At 50.7% G+C, this 20,976-nt stretch carries 23 protein-coding genes; 7 read left to right on the forward strand and 16 right to left on the reverse strand.

Annotation, left to right across the window (positions count from 1 at the left end; all coding sequences use genetic code 11):
- Positions 1-118: 118 nt before the first annotated feature.
- From ACLO87_RS15590 to ACLO87_RS15615, 6 genes are all read left to right on the forward strand, one after another.
- Positions 119-631 (forward strand): ureidoglycolate lyase, encoded by a 513-nt coding sequence (locus ACLO87_RS15590; protein ID WP_430224198.1) that lies wholly within the window; start codon positions 119-121, stop codon positions 629-631.
- Complete coding sequence (locus ACLO87_RS15595; RefSeq protein ID WP_430224199.1) at positions 628-1,422, forward strand: class II aldolase/adducin family protein; 795 nt, start codon at positions 628-630, stop codon at positions 1,420-1,422. The genes ACLO87_RS15590 and ACLO87_RS15595 overlap by 4 nt, the downstream gene beginning before the upstream one ends.
- A 21-nt stretch (positions 1,423-1,443) precedes the next feature.
- Positions 1,444-1,632 carry a 4-oxalocrotonate tautomerase gene (locus tag ACLO87_RS15600; protein WP_135863921.1) on the forward strand — a complete coding sequence of 63 codons (189 nt, stop codon included), beginning with the start codon at positions 1,444-1,446 and terminating at the stop codon, positions 1,630-1,632.
- A 296-nt stretch (positions 1,633-1,928) separates the two neighbouring features.
- Positions 1,929-3,263, forward strand: coding sequence for a nucleobase:cation symporter-2 family protein (locus tag ACLO87_RS15605; protein WP_135863919.1), 1,335 nt, complete (start codon positions 1,929-1,931; stop codon positions 3,261-3,263).
- Positions 3,264-3,402: 139 nt separating this feature from the next.
- Positions 3,403-4,764, forward strand: a complete 1,362-nt coding sequence (locus ACLO87_RS15610; RefSeq protein ID WP_430224200.1) for an 8-oxoguanine deaminase — start codon at positions 3,403-3,405, stop codon at positions 4,762-4,764.
- 230 nt (positions 4,765-4,994) lie between these two features.
- Complete coding sequence (locus ACLO87_RS15615) at positions 4,995-6,239, forward strand: ArsB/NhaD family transporter (RefSeq protein WP_430224201.1); 1,245 nt, start codon at positions 4,995-4,997, stop codon at positions 6,237-6,239.
- Between the two features lie 46 nt (positions 6,240-6,285).
- Here ACLO87_RS15615 and ACLO87_RS15620 read toward each other — a convergent pair whose 3' ends face one another.
- The gene (locus ACLO87_RS15620) at positions 6,286-7,326 is read right to left on the reverse strand and encodes an LLM class oxidoreductase (protein ID WP_430224202.1); all 1,041 of its coding nucleotides are present in this window, start codon (positions 7,324-7,326) and stop codon (positions 6,286-6,288) included.
- Positions 7,327-7,529: 203 nt separating this feature from the next.
- Entirely contained in the window at positions 7,530-8,369 is an 840-nt protein-coding gene (locus ACLO87_RS15625) for an arylamine N-acetyltransferase family protein (RefSeq protein ID WP_430224203.1), read from the reverse strand.
- 393 nt (positions 8,370-8,762) lie between these two features.
- On the opposite strand from ACLO87_RS15625, the gene ACLO87_RS15630 reads away from it, so the two are divergent.
- Positions 8,763-10,022: a ferredoxin reductase family protein gene (locus tag ACLO87_RS15630; protein ID WP_430224204.1), complete on the forward strand. Its 1,260-nt coding sequence runs from the start codon at positions 8,763-8,765 to the stop codon at positions 10,020-10,022.
- A 54-nt stretch (positions 10,023-10,076) separates the two neighbouring features.
- Here the strand turns inward: ACLO87_RS15630 and ACLO87_RS15635 are convergent, their stop codons facing one another.
- From ACLO87_RS15635 to ACLO87_RS15700, 14 genes are all read right to left on the reverse strand, one after another.
- Positions 10,077-10,616: a hypothetical protein gene (locus ACLO87_RS15635; RefSeq protein ID WP_430224205.1), complete on the reverse strand. Its 540-nt coding sequence runs from the start codon at positions 10,614-10,616 to the stop codon at positions 10,077-10,079.
- Between the two features lie 1,174 nt (positions 10,617-11,790).
- On the reverse strand, positions 11,791-12,162 hold the full coding sequence (locus ACLO87_RS15640) for an HNH endonuclease (RefSeq protein ID WP_430224206.1): 372 nt from the start codon (positions 12,160-12,162) through the stop codon (positions 11,791-11,793).
- A 103-nt stretch (positions 12,163-12,265) separates the two neighbouring features.
- The gene (locus ACLO87_RS15645) at positions 12,266-15,805 is read right to left on the reverse strand and encodes a hypothetical protein (RefSeq protein WP_430224207.1); all 3,540 of its coding nucleotides are present in this window, start codon (positions 15,803-15,805) and stop codon (positions 12,266-12,268) included.
- Between the two features lie 557 nt (positions 15,806-16,362).
- Positions 16,363-16,521 (reverse strand): hypothetical protein, encoded by a 159-nt coding sequence (locus ACLO87_RS15650; protein WP_430224208.1) that lies wholly within the window; start codon positions 16,519-16,521, stop codon positions 16,363-16,365.
- A gap of 10 nt (positions 16,522-16,531) precedes the next feature.
- On the reverse strand, positions 16,532-16,903 hold the full coding sequence (locus ACLO87_RS15655; protein ID WP_430224209.1) for a hypothetical protein: 372 nt from the start codon (positions 16,901-16,903) through the stop codon (positions 16,532-16,534).
- Positions 16,904-17,173: 270 nt separating this feature from the next.
- Entirely contained in the window at positions 17,174-17,575 is a 402-nt protein-coding gene (locus ACLO87_RS15660) for a hypothetical protein (RefSeq protein WP_430224210.1), read from the reverse strand.
- The gene (locus tag ACLO87_RS15665) at positions 17,572-17,805 is read right to left on the reverse strand and encodes a hypothetical protein (RefSeq protein WP_430224211.1); all 234 of its coding nucleotides are present in this window, start codon (positions 17,803-17,805) and stop codon (positions 17,572-17,574) included. The genes ACLO87_RS15660 and ACLO87_RS15665 overlap by 4 nt, the downstream gene beginning before the upstream one ends.
- A complete protein-coding gene (locus ACLO87_RS15670) occupies positions 17,798-18,019 on the reverse strand; it encodes a hypothetical protein (RefSeq protein ID WP_430224212.1) in 222 nt (73 codons plus the stop codon). Before ACLO87_RS15670 ends, ACLO87_RS15665 begins: the two co-directional genes overlap by 8 nt.
- Entirely contained in the window at positions 18,016-18,363 is a 348-nt protein-coding gene (locus ACLO87_RS15675; protein ID WP_430224213.1) for a hypothetical protein, read from the reverse strand. Before ACLO87_RS15675 ends, ACLO87_RS15670 begins: the two co-directional genes overlap by 4 nt.
- Entirely contained in the window at positions 18,360-18,608 is a 249-nt protein-coding gene (locus tag ACLO87_RS15680; RefSeq protein ID WP_430224214.1) for a hypothetical protein, read from the reverse strand. The genes ACLO87_RS15675 and ACLO87_RS15680 overlap by 4 nt, the downstream gene beginning before the upstream one ends.
- 287 nt (positions 18,609-18,895) lie before the next feature.
- Complete coding sequence (locus ACLO87_RS15685) at positions 18,896-19,267, reverse strand: hypothetical protein (protein WP_430224215.1); 372 nt, start codon at positions 19,265-19,267, stop codon at positions 18,896-18,898.
- Positions 19,267-19,923: a Rha family transcriptional regulator gene (locus ACLO87_RS15690; RefSeq protein WP_430224216.1), complete on the reverse strand. Its 657-nt coding sequence runs from the start codon at positions 19,921-19,923 to the stop codon at positions 19,267-19,269. The genes ACLO87_RS15685 and ACLO87_RS15690 overlap by 1 nt, the downstream gene beginning before the upstream one ends.
- On the reverse strand, positions 19,920-20,123 hold the full coding sequence (locus ACLO87_RS15695) for a helix-turn-helix transcriptional regulator (RefSeq protein WP_430224217.1): 204 nt from the start codon (positions 20,121-20,123) through the stop codon (positions 19,920-19,922). Before ACLO87_RS15695 ends, ACLO87_RS15690 begins: the two co-directional genes overlap by 4 nt.
- A 118-nt stretch (positions 20,124-20,241) precedes the next feature.
- Positions 20,242-20,907 carry a hypothetical protein gene (locus ACLO87_RS15700; RefSeq protein WP_430224218.1) on the reverse strand — a complete coding sequence of 222 codons (666 nt, stop codon included), beginning with the start codon at positions 20,905-20,907 and terminating at the stop codon, positions 20,242-20,244.
- Positions 20,908-20,976 lie beyond the last annotated feature (69 nt).

Genomic DNA, 20,976 nt, shown 5'->3' on the forward strand with positions numbered 1-20,976 from the left:
ACTAGTCAGGTTTTGCAAAACACCGATAATACTAGGTTGAACAATGCCGTCAGGCCTTGTCGGCAGGCTGCGCATCGTGCTTACCTGCCCTATACCTATAAGATCAAAGGAGATAAGCATGAGCCTAGTACTAAAACTGGAACCCCTAACCCACGAGGCATTTGCTCCTTTTGGCGAGGTGATTGAAGCCTCCGAACATGCACAGCAATTCAGCATCAACGAGGGCAACACGCAGCGCTATCACGATCTAGCCACTATTGATCCGGGCGAAGACGGTAAGGCTATTGTGTCTATTTTCCGAGGCCAACCCCGCAGCCTACCATTCACCATCACCATGATGGAGCGCCACCCTAAAGGTAGCCAAGCCTTTATTCCTATGTCGGGCCACCCCTACTTGGTTGTGGTCGCCCCCAAAGGGGATGCGCCTAAACCTAGCGATTTACGCTTATTTTTGGCCAGAGGCGATCAAGGCGTGAACTATGCAACTGGCGTTTGGCATCACCCCTTATTGGGCCTAGAGACCGTGGTGGATTTTATTGTGATAGACCGACACGGCCCTGGCGATAACTGTGATGTTGTGACCTTAAACCATACAGCGCTCATTGCAGAGCTAGAGAACTGCACGGCATGATGTACCCCACCGACCCTCGCACCGCACCCGGTAGCACGCTATACGCAGCGCGCCCTGCTGAAATTAGCCCAGCCGAATGGCGAGCCCGCGTTGATTTGGCAGCGGCTTATAGATTGGCATCGCGCCACGGCTGGGATGACCAAATTTACACCCATATCTCATTGCGAGTGCCCGACCGTGACAATGCCTACTTGATGAATCCTTACGGATTCAGATTCGAGGAAATCACCGCCTCTAACCTACTGCTGGTAGACACACTAGGCAATGTGATTGATGGCACCAACCGCCGAGGCAACCCTACCGGCTTTGCCATTCACGGGGCTGTGCACAATGCTCGCTCAGATGCGCATTGCGTGATGCATCTGCATAACGACGCCATCATTGCCGTAGGTGCACTCAAACAAGGGCTGCTGCCGTTGTCCCAACATGCCATGCGCTTCTGGAATCATATTTCTTACCACGAGTACGAAGGCTTAGCGTTGAGCGCAGCCGAGCAGAGCCGCTTGTTGGCATCGTTAGGCGATAACGCCGCTATGTTCCTGCGCAACCATGGTTCGCTCACCTGTGGGCGCACAGTAGCTGAAGCCTATGTATTGATGTTTGATCTGGATAAATCCTGTATGACACAATTGGCAGCCATGGCCGCCTCAGACCAGCTCATACAGCCTTCTGACGATGTACTGCGCCAAACACAAGCCAATCTAGCGCTAGGCCCTACACCAGACGGCGAGTTGGAATGGGCCTCACTCTTGCGTAAACTGCTACGCGAAGAACCCGATTTCAATACTTGATTTCACACACAAGGAAACACCATGCCCTCTATTACCGTACAACTTTTTGAAGGCCGTACTGTCGAGAAAAAACGTGAACTAGCTGAAGCACTAACAGCCGAATCCTGCCGTGTTTTGGGATGTTCTCCCGAAGCCGTGGACATCGTTTTCGTTGATGTAAAACGCGAAAACTGGGCAACAGGCGGTGTTCTGTGGTCCGATAAAAAATAAATTTCCGGTTTTTTTTGCCTCACCCCGTCAGTGTGCTTTGCGCCTGACGGGGTTTTTTTATGCCGGTTTACCAATGAAGTTCAGCAAATCGGAATAACCGTCATTCCAGTTCAACTATGGACAGGCCATACATCGCTGTCCATACTTTTTAAGACCAATTGTCCGATTTTCCGCGTGTTAGTGATGATTTTCAGCACTGTACACCTACACCCTTTTTGCTTTTACCGCCTACACCATGACCTAAAGACGCCCACAATTGCACAAGCACCAAACTATAAAAAATTAATGGAGACAACATGTCAAACACTGCAGCACCACAGGCGCATCCTGTTGATGCACGCCCCCCTCTTATGCAGCTCTTCACCCTAGGCTTACAACACGTACTGGTGATGTATGCTGGCGCGGTCGCCGTGCCGCTAATTATTGGTGGTGCGCTGCAATTGGACAAAGCCACTATCGCCTTCCTGATCAGCGCCGACCTTTTCTGCTGTGGTGTGGTGACCTTAATTCAATGTATAGGCTTTGGGCGTTTTGGTATTCGCCTGCCCGTCATTATGGCGGTAACTTTTGCCGCCGTTGGACCCATGGTCAGTATTGGTCTTAATCCGGACATGGGCTTACAAGGCATTTTTGGAGCGACCATTGCCGCCGGTGCAATCTCTCTGCTGTTTGTGCCGTTGATAGGCAAGGTCATGCGCTTTTTCCCTCCGCTGGTGACCGGTATTGTAATTACCTCTATTGGGCTATCCATCATAGGCGTGGGCATCAACTGGGCGGCTGGCGGCGTGGGTAGCCCCGACTACGGCGCACCACGCTATCTGCTGACGTCGCTTGCCGTACTGGTGTTCATCCTGCTGATTACCCGCTATATACGCGGTTTCATCGCCAATATCGCCGTGTTGTTAGGTATGGCGTTTGGCTTCATCATCGCCATGTTTATGGGCGAAGTTAGCTTGCAAGGCATTGAGGATATGGCCTGGTTTGCGCTGATTCTGCCTTTTCATTTTGGCCCACCCAAATTCGAGCTGTGGTCTATTGTGACGCTGACTGTGGTCATGCTTATCACCTTCATCGAATCCATGGGGATGTTCCTCGCGCTGGGTGAAATTGTAGAGCGTCCTGTAGACCGTAAAGCCCTAGAAAAGGGTCTGAACGTTGATGCCTTAGGCACCGTGATCGGTGGCTTCTTCAATACCTTTCCGCATACCTCGTTCTCACAAAACGTAGGACTAGTAGGCATTACTGGTGTACGTAGCCGCTGGGTAGGCGTGATGGCCGGTATTATTCTAGTGGTGCTAGGTTTGGTGCCTAAGATCTCGCTACTGGTCGCCTCTATCCCCACTTTTGTACTGGGTGGCGCAGGCATTGTCATGTTCGGTATGGTGCTTGCCACCGGCATACGTATTTTGTCTCAAGTAGACTATACCCATCAGCGCCATAACACTTTTATCGTGGCCATCAGTTTAGGCATGGCGCTTATCCCTACCGTGGCTCCTAAGTTCTTTAGCCAATTACCTGATTCGCTAGAGCCTATACTACACAGTGGGATTTTATTAGCCTCATTTTCAGCCGTGCTGCTTAACCTGTATTTCAACGGATTGAAGCAATCCACCACACCGCATCAAGCCTAATCGTATTCCGGCTGAACATAGTCGTTAGCACTACGTTCAGCCTGACAGGGGAACCGCCCTTGCACCGCCGGTACGCGTATCAGTCCATTGGCATTCACACCAAGCGTGCCTCTGCACAACTGGTATTCATAAGGTTTTAATGATGACTCGCATCCTGCTCAAAAACATTCATACGTTGGCTACCATGAACGATAGCCACGATGAACTGCAACAAGCAGCTATTCTGATTAACGGTAATCTCATCGAATACGTAGGCCCACAAGCCGACTGCCCCGATGTTCAGGTGGATAAAACAATAGACCTAAGCCACCACGTGGTGATGCCAGGGTTGATCAACACCCACCACCATATGTACCAAACGCTGACGCGTGCGGTCCCCAAAGCCCAAGATGCCGAGCTGTTTGGATGGCTCAAAACGCTATATCCCATTTGGGGTCGCATCACCCCCTCTATGTTGCACGCCTCTACACAAACGGCCATGGCTGAGTTACTGCGTAGCGGTTGCACGACCAGTTCAGATCACCTGTATCTGTTCCCTAATGGCAGTAAGCTAGACCACACCATTGAAGCCGCTCACGAAATGGGCATGCGCTTTCACGCCAGTCGTGGTGCTATGAGTGTAGGTGAAAGCAAAGGCGGATTACCGCCCGATGCGTTGGTAGAAGACGAAGGTCATATTCTTCACGATATGCAGCGTTTGGTTGAGCGCTACCACGATGCTAGCCACGGCGCGATGCTACGTATAGCGCTTGCCCCCTGCTCTCCGTTTTCAGTTTCCAGAGACTTGATGCGTGAAAGTGCTGACTTAGCCCGCAGCCTGAAGGTGTCGTTGCATACGCATCTGGCCGAGAATCAAAATGACTTGGCTTATTCCCGTGAAAAATTTAACTGCACCCCTGCTGAATATGTAGAGGAACTAGGCTGGGTAGGCCCTGACGTCTGGCATGCTCACTGCGTACATCTGGATGATCACGGCATCAATCTCTTTGCTCGTACCGGCACAGGCATTGCCCACTGCCCATGCTCTAACATGCGCTTAGGTTCAGGCATTGCGCCCATACGTGCCATGTTGGATCAGAAGGTGAAGGTAGGTTTAGGGGTAGATGGCAGTGCCTCTAACGACTCAGGCAACTTACTGAACGAGGCTCGCCAAGCTATGCTGCTGCAGCGTGTAGCAGCTGAAGACCCCCGTCGCTTTACCGCCCGTGAAGCATTATGGGCAGCAACTCGGGGCGGAGCGGCCGTACTCAATCGCCATGACATAGGCCAACTCAGCGTCGGGTTTGCTGCTGACATTATTGCCTTTGACCTCAATGATCTTGCTTACGCGGGTGCATTACATGACCCTATTGCTGCTACCTTGTTGTGTGGCAGTGCCGCCGTCTCACATAACATGGTGAATGGCCGCATGCTCATACAAGATGGGCAATTCCAGCATGTGGATATCTCTACAATTGTGCGCACTCACAATCAACTTAGCCATCAACTGCTCACACAGTAATCCATGCTGTAGTTGGCACTATGGTTTCAGGCTTAGGGGAACAAAAACCGAACACGCACGCCGAATGTAAGCCGCAACTTACCTTGGTGTGCGTGCTCTCACGCACCTAAGGCTCTTGCCCCTTTAACTTACTTGATAATTGGGCGCACCCGTCTGATCTATGCTTGTCAGCCCTATCCAGTACAATCTGGGATTCTTTTACGCCCCACCTGCTCACAGGCTGACCTCGCATGACCCAAACCGTCATAGTATTTTTGCTGGTTTACGTTGCCATGGGTTTTGGCAAACTGCCCGGACTCAAAGTCGATCGCACTGGTGCTGCGGTTATTGGTTCACTCGCCATGATGGCGATAGGCAGCATCAGCCCCGCCCAAGCCTGGCAATCCATTGACTACGCCACCATAGGCATGCTGTTTGGGTTGATGGTTGTGTCCTCCAGCTTTATCGTCTCTGGCTTTTATGATTGGACAGCACAGCGTGTTGCCTCATTAAAAGTCAGCGAGCCCACATTATTGGCGGTGTTAATTGGCGTGGGCGGGCTACTTTCTGCGCTACTCACCAACGACGTGGTGGTAGTCGCCATGACGCCATTACTGGTATCTATTACCTTATCGCGCGGCCTAAACCCTATCCCATTTTTGCTAGGCTTTTGCTTTGCTGCCAACAACGGTGCTGCCGGCACCTTAATTGGTAGCCCGCAAAATATGATTGCAGCACAAGGCTTAGACCTGTCATTCATGGGGTTGCTCAAAGTTTCTGGCTTACCCGCTTTACTGTCGTTGGTGGTGATCTGGGCTGTATTGTCATGGCTATACCGTGGCCGCTGGGCGCTACCCGCTACTGAACGCCCCGCCTCTCCCATTCCTACAGCAGTAGTGTCGCCCCCACTAGACCGTTGGGAAACCCTCAAAGCCGGTTTCATCACACTGCTGGTGATTGTGGCCTTTATGGTTGGCCTCTGGCCGCGCGAATTAATCGCTCTGACCGCCGCAGGTTTTTTACTCATGAACCGTAAAATTGCCTCCAGCGACATGCTCAAACATGTGGATGGCAACTTGCTGCTGTTGATCATGGGGCTATTTGTGGTGAATGCCGCCTTTGCCAATACTGGCTTGCCACAAGAATTACTGCATCACCTCAACGAGTGGGGAGTGAACCTCAATAACCCATTGCTACTCTTCTGGACTACTGGCGTACTGAGCACCATTGTAGGCAATAACCCCGCTGTCATGCTGCTCATTCCTTTCCTGCACCCCGCAGCAGGGGCACAAGATGCCTTAGGTGCAGCCTTAACATTGGGCTCTGGTTTTTCCAGCAACCTATTCGTATTTGGGAGTTTGGCTGGCATTATCGTGGTGGAACAGGCCGCCACCTGCGGAGTAAAAATCTCGTTTGCCGAGTTCACCCGCTCAGGCGGTATTGTGGCAGCAGCCTGCATGTTGATGGCCATGGGCTGGTTAATGCTGATTACCTAATCACTCCGTAAAGTGGCAGCCTCTAAACGTTGGGGCTGCATCGCTATCACCACGATACGGTGCGCGGCATTACTGCATTATGCGAAGGGAAGTGCGGCAATACTTCCTCTGCCAACTCTTGAATTACCTCTGCGGCAGGCCTTTTAGCGAACTGAATACCTAATGCGGCATGATTCACCCCAGCCGCCTGCCAATCATTCAATAAGCTCATCAAGCCGTTACGCCCAGTACGCAACACAAACCCACCCTGCAATGGCGTACGTGGGTAATTAGGATCGTCTACCAAATCAATCCACTCGTTGGTGGTGTGCGGACGAAAGCCCCCATCGGGAATCTGCGCACGCCATGCGCGTATTTTCTCTGCCAACCGTTGTGGACCTTGTGCATGATGCGTTGCATCTGGATAGGTTAACCACCCATCTGCATGCTCAGCAATCCACGATAACGATTGCCCTGATCCCCCTGTAACCAGCAAAGGAACTCGCCCTGTCACAGGCTTAGGCAAGAACTCTACCCCACTTACCTCTCCCAGCGTAGAGTGAATAGACAGCTCGCCCTCTTGCATCACACGGCGGAAATACGCCACCGATTCAGCAAAGCGTTGTGCTCGCTCGCTATGCTCTAAACCGTATGCTGGAAACTCTACAGGCCTGTCGCCTGACGCTATCCCCAACACCAATCTACCACCCGATAACTGATCAATAGTTGTGGCAGCTTTCGCTAAATCCAAAGGATGACGTAACGTAAAAATAGCACTGCCCGTTGCCAACGAAATAGTCGTCGTACGTGCTGCTAAAAATGCCAAATAGGTAAAAGGATCAAATACTTGACCAGCATCACCAAATGATGGGTCGAACAACGGCACATCACGTACCCACGTCGCCGCAAACCCGTAACGATCCAGCTTTTCTACCAAATCCGCTTGACCTTGCAGTACCGTCATATCCCCTTGGAAAAACCGTAAGGGCAAGAAGACACCTAGGGTCAACCGTTCAGGCGCAAACATACGGCTATAACCAGAGTGGGTACTAAATGCAGGGTAAGACGCCCCCGCCACGACAGAAGACGAAGCTATAGCAGTATTCATGATCATTTCCTCAATGACACACAGCCCGGCAGCACTACATCAGGCCATTTGCACCAAACGGTGACTACGCTACACCGCCACTAAAATTAGTATTTCTAACTTCTAGCAGCTACCAAGTAGACTATTTTCTATTGTCCATAACATTGAGTAAAACGATCATTTCTAGCTTATATATTTAGAAAATCTAAATATATAAATACTACTTAGTGCCCTATACCTTTATGCGCTGCACGAACGCGCGCAAAGGTTTGTTCGGCTTCGTCCGCCGTTAACACCAATCCAAATCTATCTTGCAAACACTCCGCCCACTCCCCTACCTCAGTAAAGTGTTGTCTATACACCTTGTGCTCTGCGCTACTACGTCTGGTTAATGTGGCGTTATGCAAAAGCTCACGCTCGCCTGGTAAGGTATGGCTAATGATCAATTCTTTTTTGAAGACAGAGTTAGGATTCGTGCTGGTGTACCAATTTCCCAGCTCGTAATCAGCCCGTTGCGCCGGCTCTAAATTGAACTGATATACCGTCCACCATCCTCTAGGCATTTGGAACTCTACGCTGTAGTACCCAGGGGTATTTTCCGTCACCCTAAAGTAACCATGTGGGGTCTCTTGAGGGACATCGACCTCCAACGCTAACGGCGCCGTTTGCGTAGTCGAGCCAAACGACACATCAACCAGCCATAAGCGCCCTTCTATACGCACACCTAGCAACATATGAGTAAGCCCTGTTTCCACATGCGCGGGAACTTGCCAACGCACGCGTGCAATGAGTGGCACTACCTCATAACCCAGTTGCTCTAACACTTCCCTAAAGAGCGTGTTGTGCTCAAAGCAATAGCCTCCGCGTCGCTGAATCAACAGCTTGTTTTCCAATGCATCCAGATCTAGTGGCACCGGCAAATCGTTGTACGGGGCAAGATTTTCAAAGGGAAACGTTTGGGGATGCAGCTCATGCAACGTACGCAACAACGCCAGCGTAGGAAGCCGCTCGCCCTGGTAGCCAAGGCGATCAAAATACCGAGATAGCAATGTAGTAGAAGACATAAGCAGGATGACCTTCTGTGTAAGACTGGTTTGCTACAAACCTGTTCTTGTTTGACTGTTCACTTACTCTAACACATTCAATTAAAGCATTGAATGATTAGCTATGCTGCACATATACCCTTACATCCTTTCTACAGTAGATACGGATGGTGGCTCACTGCTACATATTCTTCACTCCAGTATTTCACATTTACAGGCTATATCCGCACGTTTTGCGTAAACAGGTCTAACAGTAGCAACAAAGCTAAACACTGATTGCTACCCATCAGAATATTGCCGACACTAGCTTGTGTAAGGCATCAATTTACACACCAGCTGGCATGTATCCAGTCGTTTTTTGATCGCACATGGTCATATGCCACCTATATAACTTCATAACTTTCAGAGCTTATGATGACAATAAAAACTTGGCATACCATCGGCGGCATTACAGCCATATCCGCTGTTACTGTCTTATTGCAAATCCCCTCGTTCACATGGCCCCATTCAGCGACACTCAGCCTCATTGCTGGCGTCGCGGCTCTAGTCTGTATGGCCGTTTCCTGTATTTTGGCCAGCCGCTGGCATGTAGTAGAAGAACTGTACGGCGGCCTAGATCGTATTTACGAAACCCATAAATGGCTAGGCATCTGGGCACTACTCTTTGCCACCTACCATTTCGTATTCAAGGCAAAAATGGGGTTATGGGAGCTCGCCCCCATCATGGAGCTGTCCAATTACTGGACGCGCATGCTGCGACAATTAAGTCTGGTTGCCCTCGGTTTTATTGTCATTCTGGCACTGAACCGCAATATTCCCTATCAAGTCTGGCGATGGTGGCACAAACTCTCTGGTCCGCTGTTCTTGATTGTGATTTTGCACTGGCTTAGTTTTGAGTCACCCATCACCCTAGATAGTTCAGCCGGTATTTGGTTAGCGGTGACCTGTACGCTGGGCATGGTGGCTGCCCTATATAAGCTGCTGCTCTATCAATTTCTGGCTCCGGGCGGCTCTTATAAAATTGTGGCTGTCACCCAAATGCATGGTTCCGTGCAACTAGAGCTAGCCCCCATTGGTAAAGGCTTTCCATTCCAAGCAGGGCAATTTGGGTTTTTATCTATACAAGAAAAAGGCCTGCGCGAGCCGCACCCCTTTTCTATTGCCAGCTGCTACAGCGAAAACGGCAATATACGGTTTGTGATTCGCTCTTTGGGTGACTACACCCAAAAACTCTATGAACAAGCCAAAGTAGGTATGTTGGCCGAAGTAAAAGCCCCACACGGGCGCTTTAAACGTATTCCCCATGCCGAAAAAGAAATCTGGATAGGCGCTGGCGTCGGCATCACACCCTTTATTTCTTGGCTGAAAGACCGCGAGATAGGCCACTTTGAACGTGTGAATTTGATTTACTGCTTTGAGCCATCACGCGCCTTCCCTACATTAGAAAGAGTACAAGAATTATCAGGCCAAGCCGCTGTACAACTAATTCCTAACCCTAGTGGTAGCGATGCTCTAGAAAACACATTGGCCGCCGCAGCCCAAACCACTCGCCCAGAACACATACAACTTAGTTTCTGTGGCCCTAAAGGTTTACTTTCACACGTTAAAAAACTGATGGAGAAATACGGTATCCCTACGCAGAACATTCACTATGAGTTGTTTGAGTTTAGGTAAAGCGAAAAGACGCCTGCGATGTTTACAGCCCAAATCTAGTGCGGCGTCTTGCCGCTATCGCTGTGGACGATCGGGGTACACGCCCAAATAATGCAGCCCACGAAACACGGTGTCCTCAGGAACAACTAAGAATGGATCGCCATAGCAAATAACAACATTCACCTGCTCAACCCCTAATGCTACTGCCCGCGCTAAGGCCGCAGATTCGGCAGTGCTTGTTGAAAACGTCGCATCCGCTAATGCATCAGCCACAGGCAATGGTTCGTCAAAATACTCTGCGTAAAACAGATCGTAGTCGAACTCACCTTCCTCACCCATATCCGCCAGCATCTCAGAGTCGGCCCCGTCGTCATTACCTAGGTAATCATAAAAAGCGAACCTATCACCCGCAAACATGCCAACCCAGCAATGTATGACATCGTTGGGCTGCGGCCCTTTAGGGTGAAACTCTTCTACCCACTGCCACACCAGCTCATTCGGAATGCCACGTCGCTTAGCGAGATTTTCATAGCCATCCGTAGTACGAAAATACGCCTCATCGGCAATTTCTTTGCGGAATTCAAGGGAGTATTCTTTAGTAGGTTCAGTAGTCATAGCTACATACTGCACTATGCATTTTTTCTGGGCAACAAAAAACCCGCTATCACGAGTGAGCGGGTTTACAGGCATTAACTTAGGTAATTCTGGCGCTCCAGCAGTATTCACATCAATCCCTATAATCACCATATATGGTCATCTTGCAAATCACTAAAATCAAGATACCGTCAAAAATACCGTCACGTGAAAATAAACTTGGGCAAACACACGAAAAGCGCCATAGCTCGGGGTGCCTTAACCCTTACATCTGCATTATCTGTGACGGGGCTTGCATGGGGTGTTTTCGCCAAATGCGTTTTGATCGTTCGGGAATTGCGTTTTAGGCGGTGCATGGGGTTGTTTTGGTCCGCACGTTAGGGGTTGCGAACCTAGGCAACACAGCATCAATACGGGGCTTTGCTGAGGGGGTAGGTAAACGCTGCACCATGCTAGAACAGTGCTGGTTATGTGCCGGTACGGTAAAGGGCCGTATCACCCCACTACCTAGACAGGCCCTAGACAACTATTCGATACCCCCACAATGGGGGCTTCGGAGGCGGCGTAACCCTCTGTAGAACCGTTACGGTAACGGTCGAGTAACGCTTTGCTTTAGTAACGGCTAGCGAACCAGTGCACACATTAGCGCACTGCATACCGTTCGTTTATGCGTACCGGCTTTGCATACCAGAGAGCAGCCATGCAACTAGGGTTATGCGTTCTCCCCTCTAAGATTTCAAATCTAAGGGAGTGCAGCAATTGCGCCCCTGCAGGATATGCACCCCGCAGCAGATGCGGGGGTGGCTGCCTGCACGTCCAAAATGGGCGTCCAGCTACACACCACCAAACACCTAAAGGGAAATAGCGCACCACAGGTATGGCGGTCTGCTTGGTCGCGGGAAATATAACCCCCTCTGGTCAATCATTGACCAAAATATAACCCCCCCTGTCATTTCAGAAGGCGTTTTTTTGGGCATTTCCGCATGAACAAAGGGTTTCAGGGCAAATTATTATTACCCCCCTCCCCTTTCAAAAATTTCGTAAACAGAGACAGTCGGGGGTTAGACCCCCCCTTACTGCACACTTCAATACAGGGGCCCCCGACTACTAAGAGCATGAAACCCTAATTTTCATTTTACGCGGGTATAAAAATCCTCCTAGGCGGGCGGTCTAGGAAATCAAAAGATTTTGGGTTTTATACCCCCCATACCCTGCGCCTGCTCGACTCCCCGCGTGTTTTCTCTTTATGGCAGTCCTCGCAAATGGTTTGCAAGTTCTCATAAGCGTCCGTTCCCCCCTCAGCTTTAGGAATACGGTGATCGACCTCATTGCCATACGTCACTAAGCCCTTGGCCGCGCACGGCCGGCATTGGTGACCATCACGTCTCAGCACAAACCTACGTTTACGTTGCCATTCAGCACCATAACCACGCTGTGAGGATGTGCCACGCTCAGGGGCATTCCACCCAGACTCTTGGTCTAGATGCTCATCGCAGTAACCTCCAGCATTTCTGTGGGGGCGCCTGCACGTTTTAACCCTACAGGGCTTTTGTATTCTTCTTGTCATTACCTCAGAGCCTTCCTCATAGCTACTCCTCACACAGCAGACACAAAAAAGCCCAGCGCGAAAGGCAACTGGGCTTTTTAAGGTGCAAGACCTTTTTTACTCTTTAAAAGGCATAGCCCAACTTAATACTTCCGGACACCCCTTCACGTTTACCCACATAGCCTTGAACACCCACATCCACACTCAACGCCTGTTGTGATGCCCACGGTTTCAGCGTCGCGCCTACTTCCATCACGCCAGTATTGCCTTTGAGCGACGGCTGATCAATGCCCAAGCCTGCTGCTTCGCCTGATGCAGAACCTTTAAACTCACGCTCGAACGCCAAGCCACCATAAACCGTGAATGCATCACTATTCACGTAGCTATACCGTGTGCCTACACGTAAACGCGAGCTGTTCGAGGCGTCTAAATCTAAGGCACTTTTGCCTATGTGTACCGTATCTGAACCCAATCTACCCCAGGTGTAGCGGCCGTAGACATCCAGTGCTTGCTGTTCGTCTAGGCTAAACATATAGCCTGCACCTACCATGGCACTGAAGTAATTTGTACGGGATTTATAACGGCCACTTACCCCTTCCGCATCCACCATGTCGGCACTATCAAAGGTGTTTCTTGTACGACCGGCACGCAATGCTGCACTGATGTGAGCACCAGCTTTTACGTTAGTGTTGATGGCTGTGCTCGCTGTACTGCCTAAACCATCCACATGCAGCAACACACCACCGCCCGCATAGTTGGAATCACCCGTTCCGCGCACTTTACCTAAACTACCAAAGTTGTTGTGGCTGGTATAACTACCATCTCCATACTCCCCAAAGGCCGCTACCGTTAACGTGCTGGTCTCATCCAGCGCAAAACCTTTAGATACCCCCAGCGCAAACGTAATGTCTTTAACATCAATATGGGAACCAGTTTTGTAGCGGCTAGAACCACCTGCACTGGCAAGAAACAAGCCTGCACCATTGCCTGAATTTTGTGCTGCCGCAATACCGCTTTCACTCACCATATCGGCACCGTGATTCGTCATGGCTAACATGGCGGATCGGCCTTCTAAGAATGACTTGGCTTTAGGATTGATGCGTCCTGCGGGTTTGCTTCCTCCACTATCCGTATCACTGTTGCCGTTGCCATTGCCATTGCCATTGCCGTTGCCGTTGCCTTCTTCGGGAGTATCATCCTTTTTATCCGCTATGTGAAGCGCCAACTGCTGGTCACTCGTCACACCCAATGTGACGTCATACACAATAAAGTGCCCTTGCTCCACCGTTGGTGTGGTCAGTTGCGGTGTGCCTTGTACGGTATCAATCAGCGTCACCCTATCACCCACATTCAGCCTATTGCCATCGTCTTTCATGGCAATACTATGCTTGGTGTGATCTAAGGCTACTGGCACACTACCTTCAATACGGATTAACGTATCGGCGTTCACCACATCTTTAGGCAATATCCAATTGAAGTTCTCAAAGTGATAGATGCCCTTTACCGATCCACGGTAGCCATCTAGGTTTAAGGTATTGCCTTGGTAGTAGCTGGTGAAGTTGTTATCGCTGTTGATCGAGCCATCGCCGTTCACACTATAACCACCGTAAATAGAACCACCGCTCTCATAACTGCCTGTGGCGTCTTTTTTACCAATGGTCAGCGCATCACCTACTAAGGTCACTGTATTGTGGTTGGTGTAGCCACCCTCGCCACGCTCCGCATACGCTCCGCTAGCACCCTTAGCACCGCCTCGGCTGTAACCACCATAGATATCACCCGTCAGCGAACTCACCCCCGTCAAGGTGATATTGTTGTCGGTAACAGCACCACCCGATCCTCCATTTGCTGAGGAGAAGGGGGCATATCCCCCTGCACCACCGCTACTAAATCCTCCAAAGACCGAGCCACCGCCTAATCCGCCTGCTCCTGCTCCTCCAGTCTGAGTACCACCACCAGCACCACCCTCTGCTCCAGTAAGCGTGACATCGCTCAAACGAACTCGGTTACCGCTGACATTACCACCCGATCCTCCATTTGCTGATGCGGAGGAGGAGGAGGAGGGCCCCCCTGCACCACCACTACTCAATCCTCCAAAGACCGAGCCACCGCCTAATCCGCCTGCTCCTGCTCCTCCAGTCTGAGTACCACCACCAGCACCACCCTCTGCTCCAGTAAGCGTGACATCGCTCAAACGAATTCGGTTACCGCTGACATTACCACCCGATCCTCCATTTGCTGAGGAGGAGAAGGAGAAGGAGGAGGAGTATCCCCCTGCACCACCACTACTAAATCCTCCAAAGACCGAGCCACCGCCTAATCCGCCTGCTCCTGCACCACCTAGAATAGTAGTACCACCAGCACCACCCTCTGCACCACTGAGCGTCACATTGCTCAAACGAATTCGGTTACCGCTGACATTACCACCCGATCCTCCATTTGATGATGATGATGAGGAGGCGGAGACGGAGCGCCCCCCCGCACCACCACTACTCAATCCTCCAAAGACCGAGCCACCGCCTAATCCGCCTGCTCCTGCCCCTCCATCATTAGCAACACCCCCAGCACCACCCTCTGCTCCAGTAAGCGTGACATCGCTCAAACGAACTCGGTTACCGCTGACATTACCACCCGATCCTCCATTTGATGATGATGATGATGATGAGGAATAGGAGGTGGAGTATCCTCCCGCACCACCACTACTCAATCCTCCAAAGACCGAGCCACCGTCTAACCCGCCTGCTCCTGCTCCTCCAGAATGAGCACCCCCCCCAGCACCACCCTCTGCTCCAGTAAGCATCACATTGCTCAAACGAATACGGTTATCGCTGACATTGCCACCAGCCCCTCCATTCGCAGAGGAGGAGGAGGTGGTGGTGGAGATGGAGTATCCCCCTGCTCCACCACTACTCAATCCTCCAACGACCGAGCCACCGCCTAATCCGCCTGCTCCTGCTCCTCCTTGATAAGCACCACGAGCAGCGCCACCCTCTGCACCAGTGAGCGTCACATTGTTCAAACGAATACGGTTATCGCTAACATTACCACCAGCCCCTCCATTCGTAGAGGAGGTGGAGTACCCCCCCGCACCACCACTACTGATGCCACCAAAGACCGAACCGCCGCCTAAGCCTCCTGCGCCTGTCCCACCACCACCACCAACACCACTAACATAACCGCTAGCGCCACCCTCTGCACCAGTGAGCGTCACATTGCTCAAACGAATACGGTTACCGCTGACATTACCACCAGCCCCTCCATCCGCAGAGGAGGTGGAGGAGCCTCCGCCCGCACCACCACTGCTGATGCCACCAAAGACCGAACCGCCGCCTAAGCCCCCTGACCCTGCCCCACCACCACCAACAACACCATGACCACCACCAGCACCATCCCCCCCCTGATCTCCAGGGTTCCCTGTAATCTCTCCACCGCTAAGATCTATCAGTGGTTGGTCAATAATTGGCTGGCCATCCTTACCATCGGCATCTGCATCCTTAGTACCCGCAGCCCCGTGACTAGTCCTGTCTTTCTGTTCAGCTACTGTCCAATCAGGATGAAAACTCTCGCCATTGGCACCAGTCTTACCGTCATTTGCCCAAGCTACGCCGGACACAAATAGGCCGGCAGAAAGTGCCGCAACTAAGGGGGTTACAGGAAATTTCATTACATGCTCCGGTATTAGATCTATCGCGAAGATTGGCCAGCCTCATACCATGCCACTGTTGGGCATATGACGGAAATACAGAAAATCCCTCGCATTATGGCCTCTCTACATATAGCGAGCTAGGCTAACAGAGCGCTACTCTATTGAATATCACTGAAAACTGGTAGTTCCACGTAACCCAAGCGTATGACCTATACAGAAAACCCTTACTTGCAGCTTTTAAACCACCCATGCCCAGCACTATGCGCGAGAACCCGCTCCCCTATAAGCTCACGAGCCTCTGAAGTACTGTAGTTTCAAATGGAAGACATAAAGGTGTGATGTGTGTATCGCACCCCCACCAATGGTGGGGTTTGGCCTAACAATGCTCATTACCGTGGTAACCGCACTGGTAACCTCTGTTTTGGCAGACCTAAGCATGTCAAGTTTTATCAAGCCCTATTAAAAGACCACCCGCACCCTCTGTTTGACGTTCCAGAGTAATCGGGACGGCCTTTTTGTGGACTCAAGAAACCATAACTTTTAATAACAGGCAGGCTAACAAAAGCTAACAGGCCCTAATGTACGGTAGGCAACTGATAGCCGCTATCAACAAAACCATCAATCGCACAGTTAAACAGATCCGTCACGGTATCCCTGCCTAACTCCGATAGCCTACCGGTTGCAGACTGCCAGTCATTCATGTGTAGGTAAAACTGGCAAATACGGTCTGTCACGCTTATATCGCTATCTACAGTGGCTAGTGTTGCCTCTATCTGATGGGCTAGGGCGGCCTCTTACCAAGGGTGCGGTTAACGGCATTGTTACCCCCTTATGCAGCCATACAGCGCCCCCGTGCCGTTTTTCTGCATAGCTCAATACTTCCATAGCAATGAAGTGCCTAAGCACCGGTATGGACTCCTGCAAATTATCCTCTGTAAGTAAGCCTACATATTCCCTTAGCAGGTTTGCACCCTCTAACGCTGTGATGCTATCTAAGCGGCCCTCATCAATCAGACGTGGCAGCGCAACCAAGGGGAGGCAAGTATTAGGGTTCTGGGTATCCAGCCCCTGAATGTGTAACGCACCATCAATAGTTACTAACTGAACATTACTCATGTTTATCCTTTTGGGTTCTCAGTGCAGTAAAGGGTGCAGTTTTTTGTAAAAAACCGTTTGAACTACACACCCCTATTTACTGCTTTCTAACCCCTAATAAATCCCCCATAAATGGGGGAGTAGATGGCTATATATATGTAGTGACCGGAATACGGTCATATGAAAACGCTGTTTTGGGCCTGTACTTGACCGGATTCCGGTCACATGAAGCACTTCGTATAACCGTATTCCGGTCAAATAGGGGGCTTTATATGACCGTATTCCGGTCAGTCATTTTGTTTTCTTCTCCCATAGCAAAAACGCATCTTTCAGGAAGTCCACCGGCTTTAAGTCCATTTCTGGTGTGTAGTCCAATGGTCGCCATGTCAGGCCAAACCATGCTCCACGTCTGGGCATAAGAGGTAGACGGGTCATTTGGATAAACCCCTTGTCCTGCAACTCCTGCCGAGCGCGTGTAAATACATCGCCACTATTCCAGCCTCGACCTTTTAACGCTCCTAACGTGACATACATCTGGCCATTATTATTGCCGTTGTAAGTGCGCAGTATTTCCAACAGTAGACGAGTAGCAGCACCCGACAAGCTGACAAATGCCGCGCAATCCATAACCTTGTGAGGCAAAGCACAAAAGCGCCCCCCAATGGGGTAATCCGAGCGTTTGCGTCGTGTCATCCATGCGTACCTCCTGCCACTCTGGAGGCAACGCCATCAAGCCACTCTTGCAGTTCATCAGCTTTTACGTGTGCCATGCAGACTAGATGGCGATAGGCCGCCGGCTGCTCTGGCGTATCGTCTGGCATCGCGGCATAAATCACTTCCAGAAAAGCGGTAAGGTCTACAGCTAGGCGGTGCAGGCTGTTTAGCTCCGTCAAGGTCGGGCGCTTAGTGATGGTTTTACTCATGTGCACCCCCTTTAGCTTTGGAGGTAAGCGTTAAACCAAACTCGTCTATGTCGTTGGCCAACTTATCCGCTATATCCGCCGCCCACCCAACAAGCAGCTTAGACTCCACATCGCTACCGGCAGCATCGCAGGGCATAGCTAGGCGTAATGCGTTAAGCAGGCCAGCCAAACACACCGTCTCGTACTGGATACGGTTTAATGTTTCGGTACTCATGCCTTAGCCCCTTTGCCTGCTTGCTGCTGCTCTAACTGGCGCTTGGCATGGTTAACTACCTCGGTAATATTGTCAGCCGCCATAGCCGACACACTGCGCATCATGCTCAATAATGAACCTGTCTGGTAGTCATCCAAAAGCAAGGGGTTGTTTTGCGCTTCCTCATCAGCAGAAAGCAGCTTGTTAGCCTCTAGCATCATCGCTAAAGTGTTAAGCCCTCTCAGGACGTGGTACGCCTGATCTGCAAACTGGGTAAAGCCGTAGGTGCTTAGCTCTTTGTGTGCAGCGGCTAGGTGTATATCCCTTGGTACTGCGTTAAACAGTTCTTGAAGGTTGTTATTCATGCCGCGCCCCCAATCATCAACTGTGCAATCTCACGCGCAAACGCATCATTGAATGCACGAGAGCGCATACTCACCAGTGGTAGAGGGTCACAATGCGCTTTGCAGCGTTCATCACGCCACACAGCAAGTGATTGCGTGGGGATGCCAGCAAACCATTGACGAGCAGCTTTACGCGCAGCACGGGCAGCTAAAGGAAATGGGGATAGCATTTGCTCAGGACGAGCGAATATAGCGGAACTTGCCATGATATGGCCTCCAAGGACGGGATTCACCCGCTCCCCACTTCCAAATGAGGTGGGCGGGCATACGGCAGGGTTGGAAGACCGGCGTCCAAGGGGACCGGCGCACCCGAAGGTGCCCCCACCGCAGCCCACCCATAGAGGCACGCAACGGTACAACGCAGACGCAAAAAAACCGCCAATTAATTGGGGGCGGTGCGTCCGCCTTAGACTAAACAGGCTTCCAAACCTGACGGCTGTTGTTTCAACCGTAGGAATAGAATAATCAGAACAAGAGAAAAGCGCAAGGCTCATCATTGCATCCCCTTACGCTGACTGTGCAGCCACAAGCGCAACTTGGCCATTGCATAAGGGGTAAGGCTGTAATACCCAGCTCGTACCGGCTCACCAAAGCGGTTTACTTGCTCCTGCATATCGCACTTGATAGACAAGCCCTTTTCACGCAACCGGCGCACAATTTCGGGGCTATTGGCTGCACCGCATAGGCGGTCTAAGTCCTTACGACTTAGTGGGCCACCTTGGGCCTGTAAAAACGCATCTAGCGCCCGTAGCTCATTGATGTTACGAGTGCCCTGAAACGGTTTTATGTTATGCTGTTCTGTAATAGGTTTTGCTTCGCTCTCATGGCTTTTTGCTATGGGGGCGTTTCTTTTTGGTGAGTCCATTACACACCTCCCTGCAAAGCTACTTGTGAGCTATTCGGTAATGCGTTGGCCAACCCTATAAGCTGCCCCTTTAAATCACGGTAGGCATGCTTTAGATTCCCCTCATTCTTACCAATACTGTTCATGGCCATCATCTGGCCAACTATAACCAGGGACTTCATCGGTGCACCCACCGCGCCACGCTCTCCAGTTCTTAGGCCGGCAGCTTGGTTTATGGCACGGTTGAAATTGATGTGTTGGAAGCGGTCGCCCCCTGCAGCTTTAATCTGGTCATGTAGGCCATGGTAGGTGGGCAGGTAGTCGGTACGGTGCAGCTCTAAGGCATTACGTGCTTGCTTAAACGCTTTCACTAGCTCTACTTTTAAGCCCCGTACCCGCGCTGTATTGCGGGAGTAGGTTAGTAGTAGGTAGGACTGGTCTTCATTTAGTAGTGCATACTTCTGAGGACGTCCGCCAAGCGGCTCTAACTGGAGTTTTGCGATTTCAAATCGCACATGTCCCAACTCTTGGAAGTCGCTTTTATAACGCGTTACCAGAGCAAAGACGCTCCTGTGTTGAAGTCCTAAGTATTCAGCCAATATGCGGGTATCTACGCGTGGCTCATCCTTCCCTACTAACTGAATGGCCATATCGGGGGCGTTTGTGATTATCGTCATCGCACACCTCCCTCGACCCAACCTTGAGGGTTTTCTGCCCATTTTTCTAGGTCACTTACACGCCAAGCAATGGCGCGGCCACCTATTTTTACTGGTTTAGGGAATTGCCCTTTTTTTACCCACTCGTAAATAGTGGTTCTGGATACGCCCCCTGCACGCTCTTGCACGGCCGGCATACGTTGAAAGGCTTTGGTAGACATTTCTGTATCTCCACGGTTATTAAAAAACAATGGAGATACTGTATTTTTAATCAGTAACTACTAGAACCCCACTTGCTAGGCATCGCCTAGCGTATACATGGTAGTGCCTGTGCGATGCCTAGCATCGGCTAGGCTCTGGTGTACCGCGTAGGTACCTTCTTGCTGTCGAAAATGAAACCCCTAAGTATCCGCACTCCTGCTCGGCGCAGGCGTCCCGACTTGTATATTTACCTGACGCCCATATTGCTTGAAGTTTGTCTTTTTTTGCATGGCTACCGTCTGGTGATGAGTGCCTAGCAATAGCTGCTCCTCGTGCTTTCTCACTTTTATATTTTTCCTGCGCTTCTATGGCAGACCTTTTTTGTAGCTCTTTTACTGGCTCTAAAATATGGGCTAACGCGAAATCAACTGACAGTGGCTCCCCACTCTCCAGAGCTTCTCTAATCGCTTCAAACGCATATTCATACCGCGACATTTCCACTCTCAAATCCATCAGTTCATAATATGCATGCGCAAAAGCGTCGCTCTCCACCTTTTGGACTTCCAAAAGCTTTCGTACAGCCAAGGCATCATCTGGTGGGTAATTCCCCCTCTTTTCTTTGTAATATTCATCTATTTCTATATCGTATAAGTACTGCTGCGTGGCATGATAAATATGTCCACGCTTGTCGCGCCCCCTCCCCCTCACCACGGTAATTTTTGTAAAACCATTCTGGGAAATATACTCCCTTACTTGTAAGGGTCTTATGTTGCGACTACGCTTTAATCTAAGCGTTTTTTCCATTTCGCTCTGTCCTATGCGTCGTCCATACAAATAAGTAGCCAGCATCAGAGCGGTGGACTTCCGCCTTTT

Source organism: Paenalcaligenes sp. Me52 (genome assembly GCF_050487965.1).
Classification (GTDB): domain Bacteria; phylum Pseudomonadota; class Gammaproteobacteria; order Burkholderiales; family Burkholderiaceae_B; genus Paenalcaligenes.